Here is a 25,714-nt window from a genome sequence, read left to right as displayed (position 1 = left end):
GGAGTCGCCGGTGGACGTCGGAGTGGATGTGGGGACCACTGTCACCAAGGCCGTTGCCTTTGACGAGCATGGCCGTCAGTTGGCGGAGGCGTCCCGGCCGACCCGTTTGGTCCGGCCGGGCCTAGGCCGGTTCGAGCATGACACAGGCGAGATCGTTGCCTCAGTCAACGATGTGATCGCCGAGCTGGCAGCAGGGGCACGTTCGGGCGGCCTCGGCGGTGCGGCAGTGTTTGATTCCTTCCCCACCCCACCACCCCGGTCTGGGGGTTCTGGGGAACCTGGCTTGGTGGCGATCACCGGCCAAGGGGATGGGCTTTGGCTGGTCGATGCGGAGGGGGTCGCGGTTCGGCCCGCGATCTCCTGGCTGGATGCGCGCAGCAGTTCGATCCTGGAGAAGTGGACGGCCGACGGGGTTGCCGAGCTCGTCTTCCGTCGATCCGGCAACCGGATGTTCCCCGGCGCATCAGGTCCGCTCCTGGCCGCAGTACTTGCGGAGGAACCCGCCGTACTCGACCGCGCAACCACAGCGGCGTACTGCAAGGACGTCGTCATGCAGCGGCTCACCGGAGTCCGTGAGACGGACGTGTCCGATGCGTCGGCGCCGTTCCTCGATCCACGCACGAACCAGTACGACGCGGAGGCGCTGGCCGCGACCGGTATGTCGGAGTGGCAACACCTCCTCGCCCCGGTTGCGCCGAGTGGACCGGTCGGCGAGTTGACGGACGCGACGACCGGATTGCCCTTGGGGACAAGGGTTTCAGCCGGACCGTACGACCTACCCGCGGCCGCGATTGGCGCGGGAGTCACGGATGCCGGCGACGCGTTGCTGACCGTCGGTACGACGCTCGCGTGCCAAGTGGTCACCCAAGAGTTGCCTGTCGACGGCGAACCGGCCGGCCTGTTCCTCGGCACCTGGACACCCGGTGTGTGGTTGCGTGCGATGCCGGCCATGGTCGGAACCGCAGCCCTCGATCGGGTACTGACACTGGTCGGCCTCGGGACTGATCAGCTCGCCGGTCTGCTGGCGGACAGCCCGGTCGGCTCGAACGGCGTCACCTTACTTCCTTACTTTTCGGAAGCAGGCGAGCGCGCGCCTTTCGTGGATACCCGAGCGCGTGGCACGTTCGACGGGATCTCGTTGTCGACCACGCAGGCCGATCTGGTCCGGGCGACGTGCGAGGGGATCGCTTACGCGGCACGGCACTGCCTGGATGCGGCCGGGTGGACCGGACGGGTGACCGTCTGCGGTGGTGGTGCTCGCAGCGGTGAGTGGACGCAGATCTTGGCCGATGTGCTGAACAGTCCGTTGCACACGACCGAGGCCTCACAGGTCGCCGCTCGTGGTGCCGTAGTCGCGGCGCGCCGGGCGGTCGGTCCGGTCGGCGACGAGTGGATCGCCGAGACCCGCGAGGTCGATCCGGATCCCCAGCGGGCCGAGTTCTACGCCGAGGGCTACGCGCACTACCTCCGCCGGATCGAGGCCGCCCGCCCACGCTGGGCCGATCCCGCTCCCGTCCACGCTTCGACGTCCTCAGGAGCTCGATGAGATGGGCCGACCCGCCTCCCGTCCACTCAACGCCCTCGGGAGCGCGATGAGATCGGCCGCACCCGCCTCCCGCCCCCAGGAGTTCGATGAGCACCGTAGGAGTCCGATGAGAACCGTCAAGGCTCTGCTGGCCGGCGACCACTTTGTCCGGAACGAGGCGCTCGCGACCGCGTTGTCCGGGCTGCCGGACGTGGCGTTCGACTTCCGCGCGGTGACGTTGCCGTGGCCGCTCACGCCGTACGGGCGGGTCGCGGAGGTGGACGAGGCGAGTGACGCGGAGGACCAGTTGATCGAGGCGTTGCCCGGGGTCGAGATCGCGGTGACGCAGATGGGGCCTTTCACCGAGCGGGTGCTGGAGGCCGCACCGGACCTGCGCTTCCTGGTCTGCTGCCGCGGCGGTCCGGTGAACGTGAATGTGCCTGCGGCAACCAAACGCGGGATCACCGTCGCTTCAACGCCCGGCCGGAACGCGATTGCCGCGGCTGAACACGCGGTCGCGCTGATGATGGGTGCCCTGCGCAAACTCCCACAGCTGCAACGCACGCTCGAACAGGGTGAATGGCGGAGCGACCTCTACGCGTACGACGAATGCGGGTCGGAGCTGGACGGGGCAACGGTCGGGCTGATCGGGTACGGCGCTATCGGTAGCCGGGTCGCCCGCGTGATGCTCGCCTTCGGGGCGCGGGTGCTCGTGGTCGATCCAGCGATCGATCCCAGGTCGCTCCCGGTCGGCGCTGAAGTGGTCGAGCTCGACGACCTACTCCGCCGATCGGATGTGGTCAGCCTGCATGCCCGCTTGACCGAAGACACTCGCGGCATGATCGGTGCGGACCAGCTTGCGCGGATGCGGCAAGGCGCAGTACTGGTGAACACAGCGCGCGGCGGTCTGCTGGATTACGAGGCAACCATCGACGCGTTGGAGTCCGGCCGGCTCGGGGCCGCGGCCTTCGACGTCTTCGAATCCGAGCCGGTGCCGAAGGATTCACGGCTGCTGACGGCACCGAATGTCGTCATGACACCCCATCTTGCCGGAGCCACCCGGCAAACAGCCCACCGCGCCGCCTCGATCGCCGCCGAGGCCGTCGCCGCCTACCTCACCGGCCGCGAACCAGCCGGAATCCAGCGGTGATCGTCACTGACCGCCTCCAACCCCGCAGCACGGACCTAGTGTCCCGTGTCGGAGATTGCTTGACGTGGGCGGCGCCCAGGCACGCACCTCGCGGCGTTGGAGAAACGGCCACGATGAACACCGCATCGAGGCCGCTTCTCCGCCTTGCGATGCACGCACCTGGACACCGCCCACTGTCAAGCAATCTCCGACGCGGGACACTAGTGGTCTGGATCACAGAATCCAACGTCCGGATTTGTTCTTTCGTGGAAGAAAAATGTGTGATTGCCTAGATCCATGAGCATCAGCATCGGTGTGGTCGGAGCCGGCCAGTTCGCCCCCTCGTTCCTGCGGTTGTGGTCAGCACACCCGGACGTGTCCGACGTGCGGTTGACCGACGTCGTACCGGAACGGACCGCCGAGATGGCGGCCAAGCAGGGGATCACGCTCACCTACCAGTCTTTCGAGGACATGCTCGCGTCGGATGTGGACGCGGTCGCGATCTTCACCCAGCGCTGGTTGCACGGTGAGATGGCGATCCAGGCGCTGCAGGCCGGCAAGCACGTGTACTCGACCGTGCCGATGGCGATCGAGGCGGACCAGATCGCCCGGATCATCGAGCTGGTCAAGGAGACCGGCCTGACCTACATGATGGGCGAGACCAGCTTCTACTACCCGTCGTCGGTGTACTGCCGGGACAAGCTGGCCAAGGGTGAGTTCGGCCGGGTCTTCTACTGCGAGGGCGACTACGTCCACGACATGGATCTCGGCTTCTACGCTGCGTACCAGTACTCCGGTGGCGAGGAGTGGAAGAAGACCGCCTCGTTCCCGCCGATGCTGTACCCGACGCATGCCGTCGGCAACGTTCTGTCGGTGACCGGGCAGCACGCCACGCATGTGTCCTGCATCGGCGTGCAGGACGATCGCGGCGACGGCGTCTTCGACAAGGAGATCAGCCAGTTCGGCAACGACTTCAGCAACGCGACCGCGCTGTTCAAGCTGGCCGACGGCGGTGTGATGCGGACCAACGAGATGCGCCGGGTCGGGTATCCGTCGCACATCCGCGAGTCGCGGCTGCGGGTGTTCGGCACCGAGGGCAGCTTCGAGCAGCTCGCCACGACGACCCTCTGGCAGACCAAGGAAGGTGTCGAGGACCTCAGTCACCTGATGGAGACCAAGCCGAGCGGTTCCCTGGAGGACGACGACCTGGCGAATGTGGATCCGGCGCTGCGGGACGCGTTCCTGTCCGGGCTCTCCCCGGTGCACGACCGCAGTCGGCTGCCGGCCGAGTTCGCCGGGTTGCACAACGGGCACGAGGGGTCGCACCACTTCCTGGCCGACGACTTCGTCCGCGCGGTGGCCGACAAGGCGATCCCGCCGATCAACGCCTGGGTGGCCGCGCGGTACACGCTGCCCGGGATCTACGCACACCAGTCCGCCCTGCAAGGCGGCGTACAACTCGAAATCCCCGACCACGGCGACGCCCCGGCCTGACGGCATCTCGGAGGCTAGCCTTCGAGGTGCATGGTTGCCCCCTCGGATTCTCGCGGGGTAACCGTGCAGCCGGGAGGTTAGCCTCTGAGATTTGGGCCGGCCGACCGACCGACCGGCCGGCCGATCGACTGAGCCGACTGAACGGGGCGCCGCGTTACGGGAGGTCGTAGACCTTGCGGAGGCGTAGGGACATGGAGTTGTCGATGTGGTGGTTCATCGCCTGCTCGGCGGCTGTGGGGTCGCCGAGCGCGATGGCTTGGACGATCTGGCGGTGTTCGGTGAGGACCTCGGGGCCGATGTCGCGCTCGTAGTGCAGCCGGAAGATGTGCAGGTGGCAGTGGGTGCGCTCGAAGGCGAGGCGCACCTGCTCGCTACCGGACAGGGTCGCGATCAGGGAGTGGAAGCGGTTGTCGTGCGCGGTCAGTGACTTGTAACCGGCGTAGTCGACCGAGGTGGGTTCGAACGCGGTGGCGAGCTCGGCGATGAGGCGTTCGCGGCCGGGGTCGTCGATGAGTTCGGCGGCGCGGCGGGCGGCCCAGGGTTCCAGCAGCCGGCGGAAGCGGTACAGGTCGTCGAACTCCGCCAGCGTGAGCAGCGGTGTCGCCCGATAGCCCTTCAGTGGCTCCTTGTGCGCCAGCCCCTCGGACTCCAGCCGCGCGAGCGCCTCTCGGACCGGCGTCGACGAAACCTGGAACTCGCGCGCGAGCCCGTCGATGGAGATCCGCGCGCCGGGCCGGATCGCGTGGTCCATCAGCATCGTCTTGATCGCCTCGTAGACGTCGTCGGCCAGCATCTGGCGCCGGAGCAACCGCCGGTCCGCCGGCTCCACGGTCTCCGTCATCGGCATCTCCAACGAGTGGTCGCGGGCTTGACCCCAGGCGGGTCATTCGGCAGGGTGGCACTGGTAATCATGCATCATGCACGATTTGTGGCCGACCAGCCAGCCCGCGCCTGGTGAGTGCGGGGCTGACGGCCCGGGAGAGGGCGCGGACGGATGCTGAGGTTCGAAGAGGTCGCTGTGGTGCCCGAACCCGGGGACAACGCCGCCATCTGCTCGCGTCGCCTCGAGGCCGGCACGGTGATCGACGTCGGCGGTACTGCGGTGACCCTGCCGCACACCGTCCTCGAAGGGCACCGGATCGTGGTCCACCCGGTCAGAGCAGGCGAGGCGATCACGTCCTGGCAGACCCCGTTCGCCCGGGCGCTGCGTGATCTGGAGCCGGGTGACTACATCTGTACGCCGACCAGCCTGGCCGCGCTGACTGCCCGTGGGGTGGATGGACTCCCCGTCGAGCCGTCCGCCGAAAACGAACCACTCGACCCGTTCGTGCTGGACGAGAACGCCCTGAACTTCGGTGCCCAGGTGACGAGCGTCGAGCAGCCCGGGACCTTCCTCGGCTACCCCCGCGACCAAGGGCCGGCCGGGACGCGGAATCACGTCGTACTGCTGGCCACGAGTTCGCTGAGCAGCGGGTTCGTGACCGAGTTGGCGCGCCGGTTCGACGGGGCCGCGGCCGGCGACGGCGTCGTACCGGTGGCGCACACCGAAGGCGGTGAGGAGGGGACGCCGAACAACCTGGGTTTCCTGCTCGCCACCTTGGCCGGGTTCGCGTTGAACCCGAACGTCGGCGCCGTCCTCATCGTCGACAGCGAGGCCGATCTCGTCTCGGGTCAGGCGATCCAGGACTTCATGGCCGAGCAGGGTTATCCGCCGATCCGGGTTCCGCACGCGTACTTCACCCGGCGCGGCGGGTTCGAGCGGGACCTCACCGAGGCGGGCGCGTTGATCGAGCCCTGGCTGCCGATCGTGGCTGCCCAGCGGCGCGAAGAGGTCCCGTTGGCCGACCTCCGGATCGCCTTGCAGTGTGGCGGGTCCGACGCGTTCTCCGGGATCTCGGCCAACCCGCTGGCCGGCGCCGTCGGCCGCGAGGTGATCCGGCACGGCGGGGCCGCCGTCCTCGCGGAGACCGACGAGCTGATCGGCGCCGAGCGGTACGTGCTGCAGAACGTCCGCGACCTCGCCACCGCCGAACGCTTCCTGGAGATCGTGCGATCGTTCAAGGACCGGGTCGGCTGGCACGGGCACACCGCTGAGGGCAACCCGTCGGGCGGCAACATCTACCGCGGCCTCTACAACGTCGTGCTCAAGTCGATCGGCGCCGCCCGCAAGCTGCCGCGCGAGGTCCGGCTGGACCACGTGATCAAGTACGGCGAACCGCTGCCTGGGTGGGATGGGGCGGGGCCGAAGGCAGGGCGCTGCAACGGCTACATCTTCATGGACAGCCCTGGCAACGACCTGGAATCGGTCGCCGGCCAGGTCGCCAGCGGCTGCAACCTGATCTTCTTCACCACCGGGAACGGGTCGATCACCAACTTCCCGTTCGTCCCGACGCTCAAGTTCGTCACCACCACCGCGCGGTACGAGCTGCTGCAGGCGGAGATGGACGTCAACGCCGGCCCGTACCTGACCGGTACGCCGATGGACGAGCTGACCGCGTCGACGTTCGACCTCGCGGTCCGGGTCGCGTCGGGCCAGCCGAGTGCGGGTGAACGGGCGGGCCACAGTCAGGTGTCGATCTGGCGCAACTGGCGACAGAGTGGACCGCGCGAGGGCATCTCGGTCAGCACCGACGGCCGCACCAAGCGCGATCTCCTCGAACTCCCCGCCGAGGACCGCGACGCCCCGCTGGACGGAGCTCCTCTGCAGGTCAGTACACCGCCGGCAACCTCACAGCCGGTTTGGTTGCTCGAAGCGGATGGGCGGCGGACCCCGGAGCAGGTCGGCCTGATCCTGCCGACCAGCCTGTGTTCCGGGCAGATCGCGCTGCGGATCGCGGCCCAGGCCGAGCTGGAGAGGTGGGCCGGTGACGCCGTCACCCGGATGGTCGCTCTGCCGCACACAGAGGGCTGCGGCAGCAGCAGCGGCGCCTCCGAGGAGACCTTCGCCCGGACCATGCTCGGCTATCTCCTGCACCCCAATACCCGGATGGCCCTGCTGCTCGAACACGGCTGCGAGAAGACCCACAACGACTACTTCCGCTCTCGGTTGGTCGAGGCAGGTGCCGACCCGTCTCGCTTCGGTTGGGCGAGCATCCAGGCCGACGGCGGGATCGAGGCTGTCACAGGCCGGGTCCGCGAGTGGTTCAGCACCTTCGACCTGGCCGCACCGCAGGAGGTCGAAGGCACGGTCGGCGAACTCACCGTCGCCCTCGAAGCCCGCGGGCCGCTGACCGATGAGACCGCCGAAGCGATGGCGTTGATCGGCCGCGAGATCGTCGGCTCAGGTGGATCGGTCGTGCTCTCCTCCCGCGGCGTCCTCCTCGCCCACGACACGTTCCGTACGACGGCTTTCGGATCAGCCGACGTGGTTGGCCCGACGATCGCGCACGGCCAGCGGTTCGCCGTACCGGGCTGGCACGTGATGCGGATGCCGGGGACGGACTGGATGGAGACCGCGACCGGGTTCGGTGCGGGTGGGGTTCAGCAGATCCTCGCGCACGTCGCGGGCGGAACCTTGCCGGCACAGCGGTTCGTGCCGGTGGTCGAGTTCAGCCACGACCCGGAGACGGTCGCGAAGTACGGCGACGACCTGGACACGGCGGCGGCCGGCGACGCGGCCGACCAGGCCCGGACCGGGCTGGACGTGATCGCCGCGGTCGCGAGCCGGCTGCAGGTCCCGAAGGCGGTTGCATCCGGCAACGTCGGTTTCCAGATCACCCGCGGCCTGCTCGGAACTTCCATGTGATTGACGTTGGCGAATGACATCAGCGAAAGGTGGGCACATGCATCTGGTCCGATACCGACTCCCCGGCGGCCAACCGCAGGCCGGGGTCAGAACCGGCGACACGGTCGCGCCGGTTCTCGGCGTCACCGGGCTGGCCGAGCTGCTGCGGCTGACAGTCGACGAGCTGCGTGGGGCGGTCGGCAAGCTCGGTGACGCGGTACCGGTCCAGGACGTCCGGTTGCTGCCGCCGCTGGACGGTCGCGGCGAGGTGTGGTGTGCCGGCGTCACGTACGAGCGGTCCCGCGGCGCCCGGATGGAGGAGAGCAGCCAGCAGGACGTGTACGACCGGGTGTACTCCGCGCCGCGGCCGGAGCTGTTCCTCAAGTCACCGGCCTGGCGGCTGGTCACCGACGGCGAGGCGATCGGGATCCGGGCCGACTCCGGCCACGACGTCCCCGAACCCGAACTGGCCGTGGTCGCCAACGCCCACGGCGAGATCGCCGGCTTCACCATCTGCAACGACGTCAGCTCGCGCTCGATCGAGGGCGAGAACCCGCTCTACATCCCGCAGGCGAAGGTGTTCGCCGGGGGCTGCGCGCTGGCGACCGGGATCCGCCCCGCCTGGGAGGTGGCGAACCCGAAGGATCTGACCATCGACCTGGTGATCCGGCGCGGCGACGACGAGGTGTTCACCGGCACGACGTCGACGGCGAAGCTGGTCCGCGAACTGCAGGACCTGATCGACGTGCTGTTCGCGCCGAACGACTTCCCGGACGGCGTGATCCTGGCGACCGGCACCGGCATCGTGCCGGAACTCGACTTCGCGTTGCAGGCCGGCGACGTGGTCGACATCGCGATCGGCGAGGTCGGCACTTTGACGAATACCGTGGCTGTCGGCCGGGATCCCTTCGCCTACCTGGCCGCCGAGACCCTTGAGGAGACCCGATGATTCCGGACACCACCCCTGCCGAGCTCGAGCAGGCTCTCGCCGTCGCCACTTCGGCTGCGGGACCGCTTGCCGCTTCGGCGCCCGCAGTACGGGCTGGGTGGATACGTGCCGCGGCGGATGCGCTGGATGCCGCGGCTGATGAGTTGGTGCCGATCGCGATGCGGGAGACGTCGTTGCCGGAGGCCCGCCTGCGCGGTGAGGTCGCCCGCAGTACTGGGCAGCTGCGGATGTTCGCGGACGCGCTGGAGGAGGGGGCGCTGCTCGAGGTCACCATCGACACGGCCGATCCGCAGGCCAAACCCGTACCCCGACCGGACCTCCGCCGCGTGCTGGTGCCGCTCGGACCGGTGTTGGTGTTTGCCGCCAGCAACTTCCCGTTCGCCTTCAGCGTCTGCGGTGGGGACACCGCGTCGGCGCTCGCGGCCGGATGCCCGGTGATCGTCAAGGCACATCCGGGACATCCCGAGTTGTCGGTGAAGACGGCCGAGGTGATGATCGAGGCGCTCCGGGTCGCGGGGGCGCCGGCCGGGACGATCGGGTTGATCCAGGGGTTCGACGTCGGCGTGATCGCGCTGAAGGATCCGCGGATCACGGCGGCCGGGTTCACCGGATCGGTGCCGGCGGGGAAGGCGTTGCACGAGATCGCGGTGACGCGGCCGGAGCCGATCCCGTTCTACGGCGAGCTCGGCAGCCTCAACCCGGTGTTCGTCACCCAGGCCGCCGTCGATGCCCGGGGCAATGACATTGCGACCGGATACGTCGGCTCGTTCACACTGGGCGTCGGTCAGTTCTGTACCAAGCCGGGGCTGCTCTTCCTGCCGGCCGGGCATGGGTTGCAGGACAAGTTGGTCGAGGCGGCCGGTGGGGTTCCCGCGGCTCAGATGCTGAACGACCGGATCGCGGAGGGCTTCTCCTCGGGGCTGGACCGGCTGCGGAAGGTCGACGGGATCCGGGTCTGGAGCGAGGGTGGTGCGACGTTACTGCAGACGACAGTGGCCGAGTTGCTCGCGCGCCGGGAGGAGATCCTCGAGGAGTGCTTCGGGCCGGTGTCGGTCGTGGTCGAGTACTCGTCGGTCGATGAGCTCGCCGCCGCGGTCGAGGCGTTCGAGGGGAACCTGACGGCGACCGTGCACGCCGAGGAGGCGGTTGACGCGGAGCTCGCGGGCCGGTTGCTTCCGTTGCTCACGGCAAGGGCCGGCCGGGTGCTCTGGAACGGCTGGCCGACCGGGGTCGCGGTCTCCTGGGCGCAACACCACGGCGGCCCGTCCCCGTCGACGGTCGGGTCGATCTTCACCAGCGTGGGCGTCACCGCCGCCCGCCGGTTCCAGCGGCCCGTGGCGTATCAGGACACGCCCGACGCGGTGCTGCCCGCCGTACTGAAGGACTCGAACCCGGCCGGGATCAGCCGCCGGGTGAACGGCACTGTGACAACCAGTGAGGTGTCTCGATGAGCGATCTTCCTCCAACCACTGATGTCCCCGGTGAGCCGACGCCGGAGAAGACCGGGCGGCCGGCTGGGGAACCGCCGAGTGCCGCGACCGGCGGACCCGGGACCGGGCGGCGGAGCTTCGACCACTGGTTCGGCGAGGAGGGCCGGAACGGGTTCATCCACCGGTCCTGGATGCGGGCGCAGGGCTTCTCCGACGAGGTGTTCGACGGCCGCCCGGTGATCGGCATCTGCAACACCTGGTCCGAGCTGACCCCGTGCAACGCGCACCTGCGCCGGCTGGCCGAGTCGGTCAAGCGCGGCGTCTGGCAGGCCGGCGGCTTCCCGCTGGAGTTCCCGGTGATGTCGCTCGGCGAGACGATGCTGCGGCCGACCGCGATGCTGTTCCGGAACCTGCTCAGTATGGACGTCGAGGAGTCGCTGCGCGGCAACCCGATCGACGGCGCCGTGCTGCTCACCGGCTGCGACAAGACCACGCCCGGCTCGATCATGGGCGCCGCCAGCGTCGACCTGCCGACCCTGGTGGTGACCGGCGGCCCGATGCTGAACGGCAAGTTCCGCGGCTGCGACATCGGCTCCGGTACGGCGGTCTGGAAGTTCACCCAGGATCGCAACGCCGGCCGGATGAGCGAGGAGGACTTCGCCGCGGCGGAATCCGGTATGTCCCGCAGCAACGGGCACTGCATGACCATGGGCACGGCATCGACGATGGCGTGCATGGCGGAGGCGCTCGGCCTGCAACTGACCGGGTCGGCGGCCATCCCCGCGGTCGACTCCCGGCGGTACTCGATCGCCCAGCAGTCCGGGCAGCGGATTGTCGAGATGGTGCGCGAGGACCTCAAGCCGAGCGACATCCTGACCCGGGACGCGTTCGCGAACGCCGTCCGGGCGAACGCGGCCATCGGCGGCTCGACGAACTTCGTCATCCACCTGCTCGCGATCGCGGGCCGGGTCGGGGTCGATCTGACCCTGGACGACATCGACGAGTGGGCCCGCGGAGTGCCGTGGCTGGTGGATCTGCAGCCGTCGGGCAAGTACCTGATGGAGGACTTCTACTACGCCGGCGGCCTGCCCGCCGTGATGAAGGAGATCCTGCCGCTGCTCAAGACCGACGTGATCACGGTGACCGGTAAGACCATGGGTGAGAACGTGGCCCGGGCCGAGCGGATCGAGGGCACCGACCGGGGCGGATCCTACGCAGTGATCCGGTCTGTGGGTGACCCGCTCGGCAGTGGGGCGGGAACCGCCGTGCTGAAGGGGAATCTGGCGCCGGACGGTGCTGTCATCAAGCAGTCGGCGGCGTCCGAGCGGCTGTCGCAGCACCGCGGCAAGGCGCTCGTGTTCACCAGCATCGAGGACTACGACAAGGCCGTCGACGACCCGGAGCTGGATGTCGACGAGGACACCGTGCTGGTCCTGCAGAACGCGGGTCCGCGCGGCTACCCCGGGATGCCCGAGGTCGGCAACATGACGATCCCGCGCAAGCTGGCCGAGAAAGGCGTCGACGACATGGTCCGCATCTCCGACGCGCGGATGAGCGGTACGGCGTACGGGACGGTGGTGCTGCACGTCTCGCCCGAGGCCGCGGTCGGCGGTCCGCTCGCTCTGGTCCGGACTGGTGACTGGATCGAGCTCGACGTACCGGCACGTCGCCTGCACCTCGACGTGTCGGAGGAGGAACTGGCCAAGCGGCGAGCCGACTGGCAGCCCCCCACGGCGCCGAGCGATCGTGGCTGGGCCCGGCTGTACGTCGATCACGTCACCCAGGCCAACCAGGGTTGCGATCTCGACTTCCTCGTCGGGCGGACCGGGTCGGCCGTCGGCAGACAGAGCCACTGATGTCCTGGGGACCCTTTGAGGCGATTCGAGGCCTGCGGCCGGACGGTGTACTGCCGCAGGTGACCCCGATTCGGCGGCTGCTGCCTGACCTGCCGGTGGAGGAGGATCCGTACGCCGCTGCGCAGGCTGCCCTGGCTCCGTTGGCGGCTGTGGTCCGGCCGGGCGATCGGGTCGCGGTGACGGCCGGGAGTCGTGGGATCCACGATCTGGTAGTGGTTGTCCGGGCGGCGGTCGACTGGCTTCGTACGGTTGGCGCCGAGCCGTTCGTCGTCCCCGCAATGGGGTCACACGGTGCTGCGACGGCCGAAGGGCAGGTCGAGATGCTGGCCGGGCTGGGCGTCACGCCGGACTCGGTCGGCTGTCCGATCGAGGCGACGATGGAGACCGTGGTCATCGGGACCCTGCCCGACGGGACGGTCGTGCACCACGACGCGATCGCGGCCAAGGCGGACGGCGTACTGCTGGTCAATCGGGTCAAGCCGCACACGGACTTCCGTGGTCCGGTGGAGAGCGGGCTGGCCAAGATCCTCGCGATCGGGCTGGGCAACCACGAGGGCGCGGCTTCACTGCACGCCGGAGGGATCCCGTCGCTCGGGGCCGCGATCGAGGCGGCCGCCCGGCTTGTTATTGCCCAAGGCAAGATCTTGGGCGGTCTCGCGATTCTTGAGAACGCCTTGGAGCAAACGGCTTCGGTCGAGCTGGTCACGGTGGACGGGATCGCCGGCGTGGCCGAGACCGCGTTGCTCCAGCGGGCCGGGAGTCTGATGGGGCGGCTGCCGTTCGACGAGCTCGACGTCCTGGTGATCGACGAATTGGGCAAGGACAAGTCCGGTGCCGGGATGGACACGAACGTGATCGGGCGATGCTGGGTGCACGGGATTCCGGAGTTCGAGTCGCCGTCGATCGCGGCGATCACGGTGCACCGGATCTCGAAGGCGTCGCACGGGAACGCGTCCGGTCTGGGGCTCGCCGACGTGATCCCGGCCCGGATCCTGGAGCAGATCGACCTGCGCGCGAGTTACGTGAACGCGTTGACCTCGGGTGCCGGGGGAGCGCGGCGTTCGCGGCTGCCGATGGTGATGGAGGACGACGCGGCGGCCGTGACGGCGGCGTGTGCGATGAGTGGGCGGCGGGACTGGTCGGCGTTGCGGCTGGCGCGGATCCGGGACACGCTGTCGCCGCATGAGTTGATGGTCTCGCCCGCGCTGCTGGTGGAAGCGGGGGATCGGTTCGACCTGGAGATCACCGGGACGGCGAGGGATCTGACGGACGCGACAGGGTCGCTCGGGAGCTGGGGAGAGGCATGAATCTGCGGGAAGCGCGGGCGTTGCTGGCCGATCGGGGATTCGGTCCGGGCGGGGAATCCAACGGGCAGTTCGGCGACGGGTCGCAGTACAAGATCGAGATCCCGAGCTGCGAGGGCCCTGGTGTGATGCGGGCCGTGCTCGACGAGGCCGGGTCGCGCGGGATCACCGTGCACCGGATTTCGCAGGGCAGCGGCGTGATGATGCTGACCGACGGCGAGATCGAGGAGATGCTCGAGCTCGGGGTCGAGAACCACATCGAGGTGTGTCTGTTCCTCGGGCCGCGGGGCGCGTGGGACATCGGTGGGCAGGCGAAGGTGTCGGCCGCCGTCGGTGGTGTTGCCCGGGGCAACGAGATGGTGGCCGCCTCGCTGTCCGACGCGTTCCGGGCGGTGGAGCTCGGGGTACGGAGTCTGCTGGTCGGCGACCTCGGCGTACTGGAACTGCTCGGCACGTTGAAGAAGGAAGGCGTGCTGCCGGCGGATCTGGTGCTGAAGACGTCGGTATTGATGCCGTTGCCCAACGCACCTACTGCGGCGCTCTACGAGCGGTTGGGCGCGACGAGTCTGAACGTGTCGACGGATCTGCCGCTGCCGGTGCTGGCCGAGATCCGGTCTGTGACATCGGTACCGATCGACATGTACATCGAGGTGCCGGACGACCAGGGTGGGCATGTGCGCTTCTACGACGTACCCGAGGTGGTGCGGGTGGCGGCGCCGGTGTACCTGAAGATGGGGTTGCGGAACGCGCCGAACATCTACCCGGTCGGGATGCACCTGGCCGCGACCGCCGAGGCGCTCGGGCGGGAACGGGTCCGGCGGGCTTCGCTGATCCTGCGGCTGCTGGCCGAGCAGGACGAAGAGTGATCTCTTCGGATTCGCCGACTGGCCCCGAGCAGCGGATCGGCTCGGAGCGGTTGATCGCGCGACTTCGGTCTGCGCTCGGGGAGAAGGCGGTCGTCACCGATCCCGACGTACTGGACAGCCATCGCAATGACGAGGCGACGTTCTGCGCCGCCGGGGTGCCTGCCGTTCTGGTACGTCCCGGCTCGACGGCCGAGGTTGCCGAAGTGCTGCGGGCAGCCGGGGAGTACGGCGTACCGGTGGTGACGCAGGGCGCGCGGACCGGGTTGTCGGGGGCGGCGAACGCGATCGACGGGTGCATCCTGCTGTCGACCGCGCGGATGAACAAGGTGCTGGAGATCTCGGCCGAGGACCAGGTCGCCGTGGTGCAGCCGGGGGTGGTGAACGCTGACCTCTCCCATGCGGTGGGGGAGGCCGGGCTCTTCTACCCGCCGGATCCGTCGTCGTGGGAAATGTCCACGGTCGGTGGGAACATCGCGACCAACGCGGGCGGGCTGTGTTGTGTGAAGTACGGCGTGACGGGTGACTTCGTTCGCGGTCTGGAGGTGGTGCTGGCATCCGGCGAGGTCGTGCGGACCGGCCGGCGGACGGTGAAGGGTGTCGCGGGGTATGACCTCACGCGGTTGATCGTGGGCTCGGAGGGGACGCTCGGTGTCGTCACGGAGGCGACGCTGGCGTTGCTTCCCGCGCCCGAGGCTGCCTTGACCGCGGCGGCGACTTTCCTGTCGATCGAGGACGGGATCGCGGCCGCGGCGGCTGTGATGGCGTCGGGGTTGCGGCCCTCGCTACTGGAGTTCCTGGACGGGCCGACGGCTCGGGCGATCCAGAACTACCGGGACATGGGGCTGCCGGCCGACGTCGGATCGCTGCTGCTCGCGCAGTCGGATCGTGGTCCGCGCGCGGCCGAGGACGTGGCGGCGATCGCGGCGATCTGTACTGCGCACGGGGCCGTCGAGGTCGCCGAGGCGTCGGATGCCGAGGAGTCGGCGATGCTGCTGGAGGCTCGTCGTCTGGTGCACGCGGCGCTGGAGCCGCTCGGGACGACGTTGATCGACGACGTCGCCGTGCCGCGAAGCCGTTTGGTCGCGCTGTTGCACGGGATCGCGGAGATCGGCGCGAAGTACGACGTACTGATTTGTTGCCCTGGGCATGTAGGTGACGGGAACATGCATCCGACGGTCGTGTTCGACCGCGACGACCCGGCGGCCGAGGCGCGCGCGTTGGAGGCCTTCGGTGCGGTGATGAACCTCGGCCTGGCACTGGGCGGCACGATCACCGGCGAACACGGCATCGGCAAACTCAAACGCCAATGGCTCGAGGCCGAGCTGGGTCCCGTGGGGTTGCGGCTACAACGCGAGATCAAGTCAGTCTTCGACCCCGCCGGCCTCCTCAACCCGGACAAGGTCTTCCTCTAAAGCGCTTGCGTCCGAAGAACCTTGGCCTATAGCCCTCGGTTCTTCGGACGTTGTCTCTCTGCCTGGAGTCGAACCAGGGACCCGGCCTTCGGAGGGCCAGGCGTGCATCCGTCACCAGAGAGTTGTGTACCTGCACCACTCAGCAAGCGGCGGCCGACACGGAGGCCGGCCGCCGTTGCACGCTCGGTTCACCCGCGGCCGTTGCGGCGGCGCGGGTTTGGTGAGTGGTGGGGGTACGGGTCTACTCCTCGACGGAGACGACGCGGACCCAGTCGGAACAGTCGGACTCGCACCAGACGTGATCGCCCGGGTGGGCGATCCGGTCGCGCTGGACGTGCCCGCAGGCGAGCATCACCCGGCGCAGCGCGTGACCCTGTTTGACCGGAGCACCGGTCCTGCCGCCAGGGATCTTCTTTCGTGCGTTCTTGAGGTCGGCCATGGCCGGTCCTCCTCTCTTTCGTGTTGATGTCCCAATTCGGGGTGCAGGAGACAGGAGTCGAACCTGCTCAGCGCGAAGCAACGGGTTTACAGCCCGCCCCACCTCTCCGACGGTGGCGCTCCTGCGAGATTTGGCAGGGCCGGCCGGTTTGCCCCGGCCGTCCCAGCGGTGAGAGCGAGAGTCGAACTCGCGGACCGGGCGAACCCGGCCGACGGTTTAGCAAACCGCTGCCTCTGCCGACAGGCGGACCTCACCAACACCGCCCGGAGATCGCCCTCCGAACGGCAGTTCATCCCGGGCGCCGCCGCCTCCCCTGCGGACGGCGGCGCCCGCCCGGCACCCCCGTAGTACGGGAGCTGCCGGTGTGAGCTAGCCCTTGACGCAGATGATCTGCTTGAGGTGGGCGACCACCTCGACCAGATCCGCCTGCGCTGCGATCACGGACTCGATGTCCTTGTACGCCGCCGGAATCTCGTCCAGCACCCCGGCGTCCTTGCGCGACTCGACCCCGGCTGTCTGCGCGATCAGGTCGTCGACCGTGTACCGGCGCTTGGCTTCGTTGCGACTCATCCGCCGGCCCGCCCCGTGTGAGGCCGAGTAGAACGAGCGCTCCGAGCCGAGCCCACGGACGACGTACGAGCCGGTGCCCATCGAACCCGGGATCAGCCCGAGATCGCCGAGTCCCGCCCGGATCGCGCCCTTCCGGGTGACCAGCAGGTCGAGTCCGTCGATCGTCTCCTCCGCCACGTAGTTGTGGTGGCACGAGATCGGCTGCTCGAAGCCGACCGGCTGCGCGAACGACTCCCGCACCGCCTGCATCACCAGGGCGAGCATCACCGCACGGTTCCGAGCCGCGTACTCCTGCGCCCAGGTCAGATCACGCCGGTACGCGTCCATCTCCGCCGTGCCGGCCAGGAACACAGCCAGATCGCGGTCCGGCAGATCCGCGTTGTGCGGCAACTGCCGGGCGATCCGCATGTGACGCTCAGCGAGTTCCTTGCCGATGTTGCGGCTGCCCGAGTGCAGCATCAGCCAGACCCGGTCCTCGTCGTCCAGGCACACCTCGATAAAGTGGTTGCCGCCGCCGAGCGACCCCATCTGCTGGTGCGCCTTCTTCTCCCGGTCCTGCACCCCGTCGTGCAGGCTGGAGAACGAACCCCAGAACCGTTCCCAACCACGGTCCAGCCCGAGCTTCCGCACACTCACCGGATCCTCGTGCGCCCGGAAGCCCACCGGTACGGCGGCCTCGATACGCGACCGGATCACCGACAGGTCATCCGGCAGATCCGTGGCGGTGAGCGACGTGAGCACACCTTCCATCCCGCAACCGATGTCGACACCGACGGCCGCCGGCGAGACCGCCTGCTTCATCGCGATCACGGACCCGACCGTCGCGCCCTTACCGAGGTGCACGTCCGGCATCACCCGAACACCGTGCACCCACGGCAGTGCGGCGATGTTCCGCAACTGCTGCAGCGCCTGCGCGCCCACCTCATGCTCCGGGGCCCACATCAACGTGGAACTCTTCGCCCCACTGAGCGCCACCGGGAACTCCACGTCCATCTCCTCACCCCTCTGGTTGTCGTACATGCGGCAGAGCAGGGTCTCGAACCCTGACGCCCCGCTGAGGGGCAGGCCGTTTTCGGGACGGCTGCCGATAGGCCGAAACTCGGCTTACTCTGCCGGAGCACCGCACGGTCGGCCGCGATCACGGTTGAGCCCACGGTCATGCGGTGCTGGGCTGCCAGGGCAGGGGTCGAACCTGCGGGGCCTCGGGTCAGAACCGAGGGTGGGTCACCGTCGCCCACCTGGCACCGCGCTCCAACGCGGCACCGGTGAGCGCCGCGTCAGAGTGCTATCTCCGCACGTGAGGGAATCCACGGCTGCCACAGCAGCGGCATACCGGCTTCCTCGGGCGTGCGGGAGCCCTTCTTCTCGTTGCAGGACGCGTGCGCGGCGACGGCGTTCAGCCACTCACCACGGCCACCACGGGACCGGGGTACGACGTGGTCCATCGTGTTCGCGCCGGACTTGCCGCAGTACGCGCAGGTGTACTTGTCCCGCTTCAGCACGCCGACCCGGGTGTACTGGATCCGGCCGGTCTTGTAGCGCCACTTGGTCACCACATACCGGACCAGGCGCAGCACGCGTGGAAAGGGGAACGGTCCGATGCTGGCGCCGTCGTGCGCTTCCTCGACGACGGCGACCTCGCGGACGAGCATCCGGATGGCGTGCTGGACCGACACGACATGCAGTTGCTCGTACGAGGCGTTGAGCACGATCACACCGCTCATGGTGGTTCCTCCTCTCCTCAAGTGTGCCCGACACCTGTTTGCCGGGTCGTCCTTTCCGGTGCGCCCGTACGCCGGTGCGCGTGGTTGCTGCTGTCTGTTCGTGCGGCTCCAGGGACTCGAACCCCGAACCTTCCGGTCCTGAACCGGCTGCCTCTTCCAATTGGGCCAGAGCCGCCTGTACTGGGGTGTCCGGCGGGACTCGAACCCGCTTCCGCCGGGGCCACGTCCCGGTGCATCGCCCACTTCTGCTTCGGACACAGCACGCCCGGCAGGACTTGAACCTGCAACCCCCTGCTTCGTAAACAGGTGCTCTCTCCGGTTGAGCCACGGGCGTTCGGCGCCCTGCACCGGATGTGCTGCGGATTTCCGGCGCAGGGCACGTTGCCGGCGCCCGCTCGGCCGGTAGCTAGCATCCTGCGGGCGCCTGGTCGAGCTGGAGGGACTCGAACCCCCGATTCCCTCATCCCAAATGAGGTGGCCTTGCCGCTGGCCCACAGCTCGTACCTCCCGGACCTGCGTAGGCCCGGGAAATTGCAAATGGCATATCCAGTTGTCAATTCTTCGATTCCCTGTCCGTGGGCAGGGAAATAGCATCGGTGGAAGGAATCGAACCCTCGGAACGCGGGTTTGGAATCCGGTTCGCAACCATTGCGCACCGACGTGGGATGAACGCAAAGAAAAAGCCGCCCTGGTCGGTCGATCCCGACGGGCGGCTGCTGGTGATCCTGGGGATCACGCAGGCGGGCCGCCATGGCTCGGGCTCAGTCTGCCGATAAGCTCATAGGCGTGGTTGTATCCGGGCACGGATCGCAGGCACGCGGCTGAGGCGTCGGCGCGCATCAAGCGCCACGCCCGCTGCTCGTTCTGCGATTTGCCGAACACGGTGTCTCCCCTAGCTGATCTGATCGGATGCTCTGTCGAGTCGTTCCGGGCAATAGTTTCACCTACCGCCACAACCGAAGTCAATGCATTTCCCGCATCTTTTATTCCCGGTGGTATTTCCGGTGGTCTCTCCGCCCGGTCCGACGGGCACGCCGGCCATCCGGTTCCGGCGATTGTCCTCACCCACCTCCAATCCCACGTCCACCTCCCTGACCACCCCCATGCCACCCATGCCGCACTCCCACGCCATTCACCCCCGCACCCCTACCCCGCGCCACCCACCCCACGTGATCCACGCCACCCCCGCACCGCTCTCTCGCGCCGGCCCGGGCCTCGTACCGAACCTCCCCAGGAGCCGGTCCCGAACATCCAATTCGGAAACCACCCGCCCTTCCCGCTACACTCTTGCCTCGGCACCCGCCGCCTTAGCTCAGTCGGCAGAGCGTCTCACTCGTAATGAGAAGGTCGTCGGTTCGATTCCGACAGGCGGCTCCACCAAATCCCCAGGTCACGCACCACTTGACCTGGGGTTCCGTGCTTCTGGGGGCCGGACTCCCGTCGTCCGAAGCCGTCTCGTCGGTGTCAGCCGTTGCGGACGAAGCCGCGCTCGTTGCCGTCGGGATCTGCGATCGTGAACTTCCGGGTTCCGTAGGGCGTGTCGAACAGCGGCTCGACGATGACGGCCAGGTCTTTGACCTCGTTCCACAAGGCGTCCGGGTCGTCGACAGTGAAGTTGAAGCGCCCACCACGGCCCTCAGCCTCCATCACCGCGGCACCTGCTAGACGAGATGAAGACGCAGGGGATCGAGGGCGGGAAGAAGTACGGGCTCGGGTTGGCCTGGCGGGATACCCCGTGTGGGATCCGTATCTACGGAAACGACGGCGATGCCCTGGCGTACCAGGCCTGGTCGTTCGCCACGGAGGACGGACGCCGCCAGGTCACGGTCGCGGTCACGCCCGACCTCCTCCGCGGTGACGCCGACAAGGCCGTTGACGCGTTCGTGGACAAGGCCATCTGCGGCTGATCAGTTGCCAACCTCTCAGCGGGGTACGGTGTTCAGGCCCGGTACGACGGCAGGAGCGGCGTGGAACTCAGCATCGACGAGAGCACTCGGCAGGTCACGCAGTTCGTCTGCGAGTGCTGTGACACCAAGGCGGAGCGCTCCTGGGCGTTCGTCAACACCGCCGGCACCCCGTACGGCGTCTACTTCGCGAGCTGTTATCACCACGACGGCGTCCACGAGACCTGGATCGACGCCATCCTCGGCACCTGGGGCCAGGACGACTTCACCGACCACTTGACCTTCGGCTGCCGAGTCGGCCCCGTCTCCAACTCGCCGGACCCGGCGGCCACCCTCGTGAACGGCGGCGAGGTCGCCCCCGACGAGCCCATCTACGGTCGAAAGCTCACCCGCGAAGCCGCGTTGACCAACCCCCGGCTACCCGACTTCTGGCACTTGGTCGACCACGTCCTGGAACACGATCCGCTGGTACGCAACCACCTCTACGGCTGACCGCCATACTCCGGCCCCAACGATAGGGTCGGCTCCGGTGCGGCGGTCGGTTCTGCGAGAGGTTGCGGACTGAGGGCCTTGCGGACTACGAAGTGGCGGAGCAGGAAGGCCTGTTCGTCGAGGCGCTTCCGGCGGAGCCAGGCGGTGACCTCGTCGTTGCACTTGCTGGTGTTGCAGGAGCGGCAGGCCGGTACGACGTTGTCGAGGGTGTATCGCCCGCCGCGCGAGATGGGGAGTACGCAGTCACGCTGCAGGGCCTGGTCGGCCGCGCCGCAGTACGCGCACCCGTTCCAGGCGGCCTGGAGCGCGGTCCACTGCTCCTCGGTCAGGTCGTTGTCGGCGAGATCCACGCGACGTTTGCGCCGGCGAGCGGCTCTGGCCTTCCGACTACGGTTGACCGCCACCCGACCAGATTACTCAGCACATACGCCGTTTGTGCCCCGTCGACACACTCATCCGGCGGTCGCGTCCTGTACCGCCTCTCGTACTGCGTGTTCGTACTGGGAGCGACGGAAGCCGAACGGACCGAAGCTCCCCCATGGCTCGACCGCGAACCGCACCTTCCGTACAACGCCCCGATCCGGCACGGCCCCGATCCTAGACCGCGGGACCGACCAGTATCTGGTCTTTCGGGTTCCGGCTGCTGCTGGCGTACGGATGGACATGACGTAGTCGGTTGCTGGGGTGTTGGATCGGTCGGGATCAGGCGTGGTGACCCGCCGGTGGGGGGACTACCTCATGTCGATCGGTACGGAAGAGGGCGACCGATCGTCGCTGGCGGAGGGTCGGCAGTACGCGTGAATCCGGCCGCTGGCAGTTCCCGGAGTCCGATGGGTGGAAGGTGGGCGGCGGGATGGGCTGATTGGTGGTCAGGATGGGGGGATGGGGAGATTCGTGGTGACGACGGCGGCGGGGTCGGTGGGGGAGCCGGAGCGGTGGTTGCCGTTTCTCGCTCGGGAGTTGGGGGTGGCCGAGGGGTTTGTGGTGGTCGACTCCGAGGCGGACCACTCGTATGTGCAGGCGCGGAACTACGGGGCCGGCGTACTGGTGATGGAGTACCGCGACGGGTCGCCGCAGCGGCACTTCCAGGCGTGGGATGTGGGGTTGGACGACGTCGCCGAACTGTTCGAGCAGTGGGTGCGGGGTGAGCGTTCGTTCGCTGACCAGCACGAATGGCACCGCCTCACCGACTGGGACGACCCACCCGAGCAGCAGGCCCTCTAGACCCTCCCGTACCGCGGACGCGGATGGCTGGTGTGCCGACCCGAGGCCGACGGTGTTCGAGGGGGTGGGTGGTTATTGGGTGCGTTCGGCGGTGCTTCGTTCTATGCAGAATTCGTTGCCTTCGGGGTCTTGCATGGTGACCCAGCCGGTGCCCTCGGGGGTGCGGTGGTCTTCGAAGATGGTGGCGCCGAGGGTGAGGAGGCGCTCGACCTCTTCGTCGCGGGAGCGCTCGTCGGGTTGCCAGTCGATGTGGATGCGGTTCTTGACGGCCTTGCCCTCCGGTACGCCGATGAACAGCATCCCGGGGACTGGGGACGGGGCCTCGACCAGTACCTCGTTGTCGCCGGGCACGTCGCCATCGGCCACCGGCCAACCGGTTGCCTGACTCCAGAAAACCGCGAGGTCGTAGGGATTTCCGGCATCGAACGTCACGTGGCGCAGGATCATCGGGTCACCATAAGCCACAGCTCCCCCAGAGCTTGGTGAGTTTTTGGCCGAAGGGGTGGTTACCGAGGGGGTGGGGGTGGTGACGTGATGAGGTTGTGGGGGAACTGTGGGGTTGAGGCGTCGCGAATTGTCGGCGGGCCGGTCTAGGGTTCGAAACAACTGGCGGTCGTCTCGGCAAGGGGAGTGTGTGATGGCGTCTCGACTCAATCCGTACATCAGCTTCAACGGTGACGCGAAGCAGGCGATGGAGTTCTACCAGACCGTGTTCGGCGGCACGCTGGACATGAACACGTTCGCGGAGTTCGGGCAGCCGGACGCTCCGGACGGGATCATGCACAGCCAACTCGAGTCCGACAACGGGTTCACCCTGATGGCGTCCGACACCCCACCGGGGATGGAGTACAACCCGGGCACCAACATCGCGGTCAGCCTCAGCGGTGACGACGGCGACGAGCTGAAGGGGTACTGGGAGAAGCTGACCGACGGCGGCATCGTGGCGATGCCGCTGGAGAAGCAGATGTGGGGCGACGAGTTCGGCATGGTGGTGGACAAGTTCGGGATCTCCTGGATGGTGAACATCACGCAGGTCTGATTCACGTCCCGCAGCCGCACGGCTGACTCACTTCACGCGTCTCACCTCAGTGCGCTCCACTGCCACTGGCCTGCGCTCCTTGGCGCTTTCGCTCGGGCGATAAACCAGTACTGCGGGGTGCTGGCGGGCTCAGAGGTCTGTGTGTTGCTTGACCAGGGCTTTCGGGGCCTGGAGGCGCCAGGCCTCGGTGAGGAGTTCGCGTAGTTCGTCCGGCTCGATCTCGGGTAGGCGGACGAGGATCGCGGGGTAGCCGTTGTAGTGCGCCTCGGTGAAGAACTTCACCGGGTCCGCGGCAAGCAGTTCCTGTTTCGCGGCCTCCCCGCCGACCCGGACGGCCAGTACGTCGGCGTTCGGGATCCGAGCCTTCTTCGGTACCGGCCGTTCCATCCAGACCCAGGCGATCGCCTTCTTCTCAACGGAGAACGCGAATCCGTCCTCGCCTTCGACCACCGACGGCAAGGACAGCGCGATCTGCCGGACGTCCTCCTGATCAGCCACCCAACCGTCGTACCAGATCCGCCGACTCCTGCACAGGCGTCACCGGTACGCCGGTACCGAACCAGCTCACCAGGTTCTCCACCACGAGCCGCCCCATCGCGTCCCGAGTCGGCACCGACGCCGAACCGACGTGGGGCAGCAGTACGGCGTTGTCGAGCTCCAGCAATCCCGGATGAACATCGGGCTCGTGCTCGAACACGTCCAGCCCCGCAGCCAGGATCGTCCGAGACCGCAACGCGTCGACCAGGGCGGCCTCGTCGACCACGGTTCCACGGGCCACGTTGATGAGGATCCCGTCCGGGCCAAGGGCTGCCAGGACTTCCGCGTTCACCAGCTGACGGGTCCCGTCGCCGCCTGGGATCACGATCGTCAGGATGTCCACGTCGCGGGCCAGCTCGACCAGCGACTCGTAGTACGGGAAGTCCACGTCCTTGCGCCGACGGTTGTGGTAGGCAACAGAGATCCCGAACGCCGCGGCCCGGTGCGCGATCGCCTCACCGATCCGGCCGAGGCCGAGGATCCCCATCCTCCGGCCCTTCAACGTTGCCGGCGTCAACGGATACGGCCGCTCGTGCCACTTGCCGGCCCGCAGGTAACGCTCGGCCTGGGGGAGTTCGCGCGCGGTCATCAGCAGCAACCCGAGCGCGGTGTCGGCGACCTCGTCATCCAGGACGCCGGGCGTGTTCGTCACCACGACGCCACGTTCGGCGGCCGCGGTCGCGTCGATCTTGTCGTACCCGACGCCGAAGCTGGACACGATCTGCAGCTTCGGGAACTGATCGAGGAACGCCGCGTCGACCGTCGTACCGCCCACGGCGGCCCCGACGATGTCGCGCGCCCGCTCAGCCAGCAAGGCGTCCGGGTTCTCCGCCTCCCAGAGCCGGATCACCTCGAACCCCTCGGCCAACCCTTCCTGCACCGAACGATTCATCGGACCGGGCATCAAAACGAGCGGGCGGCTCATGCGCTTCTCCCTGAAGTTCATCGGCACTTTGTCCGGTCAAGGCTATGTGCCAGCCGTCCGCGGGGTCAGGATCAGGGTGAGCGGAACCGGTACCCGGACGAGAAGTGCCGGACCGAGTGGGGCCGTGACCGGACGGCCGGGGAGGAGTCACCATGATCGTGGACTGCGCCTACTACCGGGACGGACATCGCCAGCACGTCGGCGCGATGTCGGTCGCGGACGCAGCCGAACAGGTCCGCAAGGGCGGGTTCGTCTGGCTTGGCCTGTTCGAGCCGACCGCGGACGAACTTCGCGATGCCAGCGAGAACTTCGGCCTGCACGAACTGGCCGTCGAGGACGCCCAGACGTTCCACCTCCGCCCCAAGGTCGAGCCGTACGAGGGCGACATCCGCCTCGTCATCCTGCGCACCGCCCGGTACGACGACCAGCGGGAGGAAGTCGAGTTCGGCGAGGTGAGCGTGTTCGTCGGGCCCGCGTTCGTGATCACGGTCCGGCAAGGGGTCGCGAGCGATCTGCACGGGGCGCGGACCCGGTTGGAGCAGCGGCCCGAGCTGCTGGAGAACGGGACGAACGCGGTCCTCTGGGCGATCCTGGACCAGGTGGTCGACGACTACGGCCCGGTCGTCGCCGAACTCGAGCGCGACATCGAGCAGGTCGAGCACACCGTGTTCGCCGGCGAGATGGCGCCGACCGAGCGGATCTACTTCCTCCGCCGCGAGGTGACCGACTTCTACCGCGCGGTGCACCCGCTCCTGGCCGTACTGGCGACGGTCGAGCGGGGTGCTCGCAGTACCGACTTGCTGCCGTATTTCCGGGATGTGCACGACCACCTCGTCCTGGTGAACGAGGAGGTCGCCGCGCAGCGCGATCTGCTGGCCACCGTGCTGGAGGCGAACATGGCCGTGATCTCGGTCGAGCAGACCAAGGTCAGTGTCCGGCAGAACGCGACGATCCAGCGGCTCACGGTGCTGTCGACGGTGTTCCTGCCGCTGACGTTCGTGACGGGCTTCTTCGGGCAGAACTTCGGCTGGCTGGTCGATCACGTCGACGGGCTCGGGGATTTCGTCGCCCTCGGGCTGGGTGGGCTGTTGATCCCATGTATCGCGCTGTTCTTCTGGTTCCGGCGGGACCAGAACGCACGGCAACCCTAGTGTCCTGTGTCGGAGATTCC

The 25,714-nt window shown here is 68.1% G+C and carries 25 protein-coding genes and 9 tRNA genes; 16 read left to right on the top strand and 18 right to left on the bottom strand.

The window, feature by feature from the left end:
- Positions 1-10 precede the first annotated feature (10 nt).
- The 3 genes from EV643_RS00895 to EV643_RS00885 all read left to right on the top strand — a co-directional run bounded on the left by EV643_RS00895 (position 11) and on the right by EV643_RS00885 (position 4,148).
- Complete coding sequence (locus EV643_RS00895; protein ID WP_133797987.1) at positions 11-1,546, top strand: FGGY family carbohydrate kinase; 1,536 nt, start codon at positions 11-13, stop codon at positions 1,544-1,546.
- Between the two features lie 106 nt (positions 1,547-1,652).
- The gene (locus tag EV643_RS00890; RefSeq protein WP_133797986.1) at positions 1,653-2,675 is read left to right on the top strand and encodes a 2-hydroxyacid dehydrogenase; all 1,023 of its coding nucleotides are present in this window, start codon (positions 1,653-1,655) and stop codon (positions 2,673-2,675) included.
- Between the two features lie 276 nt (positions 2,676-2,951).
- On the top strand, positions 2,952-4,148 hold the full coding sequence (locus tag EV643_RS00885) for a Gfo/Idh/MocA family protein (RefSeq protein WP_133797985.1): 1,197 nt from the start codon (positions 2,952-2,954) through the stop codon (positions 4,146-4,148).
- 154 nt (positions 4,149-4,302) lie between these two features.
- Here the strand turns inward: EV643_RS00885 and EV643_RS00880 are convergent, their stop codons facing one another.
- Positions 4,303-4,989 (bottom strand): GntR family transcriptional regulator, encoded by a 687-nt coding sequence (locus EV643_RS00880; RefSeq protein ID WP_133797984.1) that lies wholly within the window; start codon positions 4,987-4,989, stop codon positions 4,303-4,305.
- A 153-nt stretch (positions 4,990-5,142) separates the two neighbouring features.
- Between EV643_RS00880 and EV643_RS00875 the strand changes: the two genes are divergently transcribed.
- Genes EV643_RS00875 through EV643_RS00845 form a run of 7 tightly spaced genes read left to right on the top strand, consistent with a single transcriptional unit; the run spans position 5,143 to position 15,689 of the window.
- On the top strand, positions 5,143-7,893 hold the full coding sequence (locus tag EV643_RS00875; protein WP_133797983.1) for a UxaA family hydrolase: 2,751 nt from the start codon (positions 5,143-5,145) through the stop codon (positions 7,891-7,893).
- A 37-nt stretch (positions 7,894-7,930) separates the two neighbouring features.
- Positions 7,931-8,821 (top strand): fumarylacetoacetate hydrolase family protein, encoded by an 891-nt coding sequence (locus EV643_RS00870; RefSeq protein ID WP_133797982.1) that lies wholly within the window; start codon positions 7,931-7,933, stop codon positions 8,819-8,821.
- Complete coding sequence (locus EV643_RS00865; RefSeq protein WP_133797981.1) at positions 8,818-10,272, top strand: aldehyde dehydrogenase (NADP(+)); 1,455 nt, start codon at positions 8,818-8,820, stop codon at positions 10,270-10,272. Before EV643_RS00870 ends, EV643_RS00865 begins: the two co-directional genes overlap by 4 nt.
- Positions 10,269-12,107 carry an IlvD/Edd family dehydratase gene (locus EV643_RS00860; RefSeq protein ID WP_133797980.1) on the top strand — a complete coding sequence of 613 codons (1,839 nt, stop codon included), beginning with the start codon at positions 10,269-10,271 and terminating at the stop codon, positions 12,105-12,107. Before EV643_RS00865 ends, EV643_RS00860 begins: the two co-directional genes overlap by 4 nt.
- A 59-nt stretch (positions 12,108-12,166) precedes the next feature.
- A complete protein-coding gene (locus tag EV643_RS00855; protein WP_238165267.1) occupies positions 12,167-13,414 on the top strand; it encodes a nickel pincer cofactor-dependent isomerase, group 22 in 1,248 nt (415 codons plus the stop codon).
- Complete coding sequence (locus EV643_RS00850; protein WP_133797978.1) at positions 13,411-14,277, top strand: hypothetical protein; 867 nt, start codon at positions 13,411-13,413, stop codon at positions 14,275-14,277. Before EV643_RS00855 ends, EV643_RS00850 begins: the two co-directional genes overlap by 4 nt.
- On the top strand, positions 14,274-15,689 hold the full coding sequence (locus EV643_RS00845; protein ID WP_238165266.1) for an FAD-binding oxidoreductase: 1,416 nt from the start codon (positions 14,274-14,276) through the stop codon (positions 15,687-15,689). Before EV643_RS00850 ends, EV643_RS00845 begins: the two co-directional genes overlap by 4 nt.
- Positions 15,690-15,930: 241 nt before the next feature.
- On the opposite strand, the gene EV643_RS00840 is transcribed toward EV643_RS00845, so the two are convergent.
- From EV643_RS00840 to EV643_RS00805, 11 genes are all read right to left on the bottom strand, one after another.
- Positions 15,931-16,128, bottom strand: coding sequence for a hypothetical protein (locus tag EV643_RS00840; protein ID WP_133797977.1), 198 nt, complete (start codon positions 16,126-16,128; stop codon positions 15,931-15,933).
- A 42-nt stretch (positions 16,129-16,170) separates the two neighbouring features.
- Positions 16,171-16,253, bottom strand: a tRNA-Tyr gene (locus EV643_RS43960).
- A 41-nt stretch (positions 16,254-16,294) separates the two neighbouring features.
- Positions 16,295-16,383 (bottom strand) — tRNA-Ser (locus tag EV643_RS00835).
- A gap of 114 nt (positions 16,384-16,497) precedes the next feature.
- Positions 16,498-17,718, bottom strand: coding sequence for an RtcB family protein (locus EV643_RS00830; RefSeq protein ID WP_238165265.1), 1,221 nt, complete (start codon positions 17,716-17,718; stop codon positions 16,498-16,500).
- Positions 17,719-17,869: 151 nt separating this feature from the next.
- Positions 17,870-17,942 (bottom strand) — tRNA-Gln (locus EV643_RS43955).
- Positions 17,943-17,975: 33 nt separating this feature from the next.
- Positions 17,976-18,422, bottom strand: coding sequence for an HNH endonuclease (locus EV643_RS00825; RefSeq protein WP_133797976.1), 447 nt, complete (start codon positions 18,420-18,422; stop codon positions 17,976-17,978).
- Positions 18,423-18,523: 101 nt separating this feature from the next.
- Positions 18,524-18,597: transfer RNA gene (locus tag EV643_RS00820), tRNA-Leu, on the bottom strand.
- A gap of 6 nt (positions 18,598-18,603) precedes the next feature.
- Positions 18,604-18,680: transfer RNA gene (locus EV643_RS43950), tRNA-His, on the bottom strand.
- 2 nt (positions 18,681-18,682) lie between these two features.
- A tRNA-Arg gene (locus tag EV643_RS00815) sits at positions 18,683-18,756 on the bottom strand.
- A 91-nt stretch (positions 18,757-18,847) separates the two neighbouring features.
- Positions 18,848-18,923, bottom strand: a tRNA-Pro gene (locus tag EV643_RS00810).
- Between the two features lie 90 nt (positions 18,924-19,013).
- Positions 19,014-19,082, bottom strand: a tRNA-Trp gene (locus EV643_RS00805).
- 641 nt (positions 19,083-19,723) lie between these two features.
- Between EV643_RS00805 and EV643_RS00800 the strand changes: the two genes are divergently transcribed.
- Positions 19,724-19,799 (top strand) — tRNA-Thr (locus tag EV643_RS00800).
- Between the two features lie 87 nt (positions 19,800-19,886).
- On the opposite strand, the gene EV643_RS00795 is transcribed toward EV643_RS00800, so the two are convergent.
- Positions 19,887-20,069 (bottom strand): VOC family protein, encoded by a 183-nt coding sequence (locus EV643_RS00795; protein WP_370452210.1) that lies wholly within the window; start codon positions 20,067-20,069, stop codon positions 19,887-19,889.
- Positions 20,070-20,092: 23 nt separating this feature from the next.
- Here EV643_RS00795 and EV643_RS00790 point away from each other — a divergent pair, with 23 nt between their 5' ends.
- Both EV643_RS00790 and EV643_RS00785 read left to right on the top strand, forming a co-directional pair.
- The gene (locus EV643_RS00790; RefSeq protein ID WP_202869340.1) at positions 20,093-20,329 is read left to right on the top strand and encodes a hypothetical protein; all 237 of its coding nucleotides are present in this window, start codon (positions 20,093-20,095) and stop codon (positions 20,327-20,329) included.
- A 60-nt stretch (positions 20,330-20,389) separates the two neighbouring features.
- Entirely contained in the window at positions 20,390-20,818 is a 429-nt protein-coding gene (locus EV643_RS00785; protein WP_133797974.1) for a hypothetical protein, read from the top strand.
- Here the strand turns inward: EV643_RS00785 and EV643_RS00780 are convergent.
- Both EV643_RS00780 and EV643_RS46355 read right to left on the bottom strand, forming a co-directional pair.
- Positions 20,809-21,222, bottom strand: coding sequence for an HNH endonuclease (locus EV643_RS00780; RefSeq protein ID WP_133797973.1), 414 nt, complete (start codon positions 21,220-21,222; stop codon positions 20,809-20,811). The genes EV643_RS00785 and EV643_RS00780 overlap by 10 nt on opposite strands.
- Before the next feature lie 48 nt (positions 21,223-21,270).
- Positions 21,271-21,405: a hypothetical protein gene (locus EV643_RS46355; protein ID WP_255512915.1), complete on the bottom strand. Its 135-nt coding sequence runs from the start codon at positions 21,403-21,405 to the stop codon at positions 21,271-21,273.
- 295 nt (positions 21,406-21,700) lie between these two features.
- On the opposite strand from EV643_RS46355, the gene EV643_RS00775 reads away from it, so the two are divergent.
- Positions 21,701-22,042 carry a hypothetical protein gene (locus EV643_RS00775; RefSeq protein WP_133797972.1) on the top strand — a complete coding sequence of 114 codons (342 nt, stop codon included), beginning with the start codon at positions 21,701-21,703 and terminating at the stop codon, positions 22,040-22,042.
- A 72-nt stretch (positions 22,043-22,114) separates the two neighbouring features.
- Here the strand turns inward: EV643_RS00775 and EV643_RS00770 are convergent, their stop codons facing one another.
- A complete protein-coding gene (locus tag EV643_RS00770; RefSeq protein ID WP_133797971.1) occupies positions 22,115-22,489 on the bottom strand; it encodes a VOC family protein in 375 nt (124 codons plus the stop codon).
- Between the two features lie 190 nt (positions 22,490-22,679).
- Here EV643_RS00770 and EV643_RS00765 point away from each other — a divergent pair, with 190 nt between their 5' ends.
- Positions 22,680-23,081: a VOC family protein gene (locus tag EV643_RS00765; RefSeq protein ID WP_133797970.1), complete on the top strand. Its 402-nt coding sequence runs from the start codon at positions 22,680-22,682 to the stop codon at positions 23,079-23,081.
- A gap of 129 nt (positions 23,082-23,210) precedes the next feature.
- Here EV643_RS00765 and EV643_RS00760 read toward each other — a convergent pair whose 3' ends face one another.
- Positions 23,211-23,579 carry an MmcQ/YjbR family DNA-binding protein gene (locus tag EV643_RS00760; RefSeq protein ID WP_133797969.1) on the bottom strand — a complete coding sequence of 123 codons (369 nt, stop codon included), beginning with the start codon at positions 23,577-23,579 and terminating at the stop codon, positions 23,211-23,213.
- Positions 23,572-24,543, bottom strand: coding sequence for a 2-hydroxyacid dehydrogenase (locus tag EV643_RS00755; protein WP_133797968.1), 972 nt, complete (start codon positions 24,541-24,543; stop codon positions 23,572-23,574). Before EV643_RS00755 ends, EV643_RS00760 begins: the two co-directional genes overlap by 8 nt.
- Positions 24,544-24,695: 152 nt before the next feature.
- On the opposite strand from EV643_RS00755, the gene EV643_RS00750 reads away from it, so the two are divergent.
- Entirely contained in the window at positions 24,696-25,694 is a 999-nt protein-coding gene (locus tag EV643_RS00750) for a magnesium and cobalt transport protein CorA (protein ID WP_133797967.1), read from the top strand.
- Positions 25,695-25,714 lie beyond the last annotated feature (20 nt).

This window comes from Kribbella caucasensis (genome assembly GCF_004361855.1).
Classification (GTDB): domain Bacteria; phylum Actinomycetota; class Actinomycetes; order Propionibacteriales; family Kribbellaceae; genus Kribbella; species Kribbella caucasensis.
This window is presented reverse-complemented; position numbering and strand designations above follow the sequence as displayed.

Coding starts and splice junctions, on each gene's coding strand:
- EV643_RS00825 (WP_133797976.1), bottom strand. CDS start 18,422: ATGAGCGGTGTGATCGTGCTCAACGCCTCGTACGAGCAACTGCATGTC.
- EV643_RS00770 (WP_133797971.1), bottom strand. CDS start 22,489: ATGATCCTGCGCCACGTGACGTTCGATGCCGGAAATCCCTACGACCTC.
- EV643_RS00795 (WP_370452210.1), bottom strand. CDS start 20,069: ATGGAGGCTGAGGGCCGTGGTGGGCGCTTCAACTTCACTGTCGACGAC.
- EV643_RS00840 (WP_133797977.1), bottom strand. CDS start 16,128: ATGGCCGACCTCAAGAACGCACGAAAGAAGATCCCTGGCGGCAGGACC.
- EV643_RS00775 (WP_133797972.1), top strand. CDS start 21,701: ATGGGGAGATTCGTGGTGACGACGGCGGCGGGGTCGGTGGGGGAGCCG.
- EV643_RS00865 (WP_133797981.1), top strand. CDS start 8,818: ATGATTCCGGACACCACCCCTGCCGAGCTCGAGCAGGCTCTCGCCGTC.
- EV643_RS00850 (WP_133797978.1), top strand. CDS start 13,411: ATGAATCTGCGGGAAGCGCGGGCGTTGCTGGCCGATCGGGGATTCGGT.
- EV643_RS00750 (WP_133797967.1), top strand. CDS start 24,696: ATGATCGTGGACTGCGCCTACTACCGGGACGGACATCGCCAGCACGTC.
- EV643_RS00755 (WP_133797968.1), bottom strand. CDS start 24,543: ATGAGCCGCCCGCTCGTTTTGATGCCCGGTCCGATGAATCGTTCGGTG.
- EV643_RS00830 (WP_238165265.1), bottom strand. CDS start 17,718: ATGTACGACAACCAGAGGGGTGAGGAGATGGACGTGGAGTTCCCGGTG.
- EV643_RS00790 (WP_202869340.1), top strand. CDS start 20,093: ATGAAGACGCAGGGGATCGAGGGCGGGAAGAAGTACGGGCTCGGGTTG.
- EV643_RS00880 (WP_133797984.1), bottom strand. CDS start 4,989: ATGACGGAGACCGTGGAGCCGGCGGACCGGCGGTTGCTCCGGCGCCAG.
- EV643_RS00875 (WP_133797983.1), top strand. CDS start 5,143: ATGCTGAGGTTCGAAGAGGTCGCTGTGGTGCCCGAACCCGGGGACAAC.
- EV643_RS00765 (WP_133797970.1), top strand. CDS start 22,680: ATGGCGTCTCGACTCAATCCGTACATCAGCTTCAACGGTGACGCGAAG.
- EV643_RS00860 (WP_133797980.1), top strand. CDS start 10,269: ATGAGCGATCTTCCTCCAACCACTGATGTCCCCGGTGAGCCGACGCCG.
- EV643_RS00870 (WP_133797982.1), top strand. CDS start 7,931: ATGCATCTGGTCCGATACCGACTCCCCGGCGGCCAACCGCAGGCCGGG.
- EV643_RS00885 (WP_133797985.1), top strand. CDS start 2,952: ATGAGCATCAGCATCGGTGTGGTCGGAGCCGGCCAGTTCGCCCCCTCG.
- EV643_RS00890 (WP_133797986.1), top strand. CDS start 1,653: ATGAGAACCGTCAAGGCTCTGCTGGCCGGCGACCACTTTGTCCGGAAC.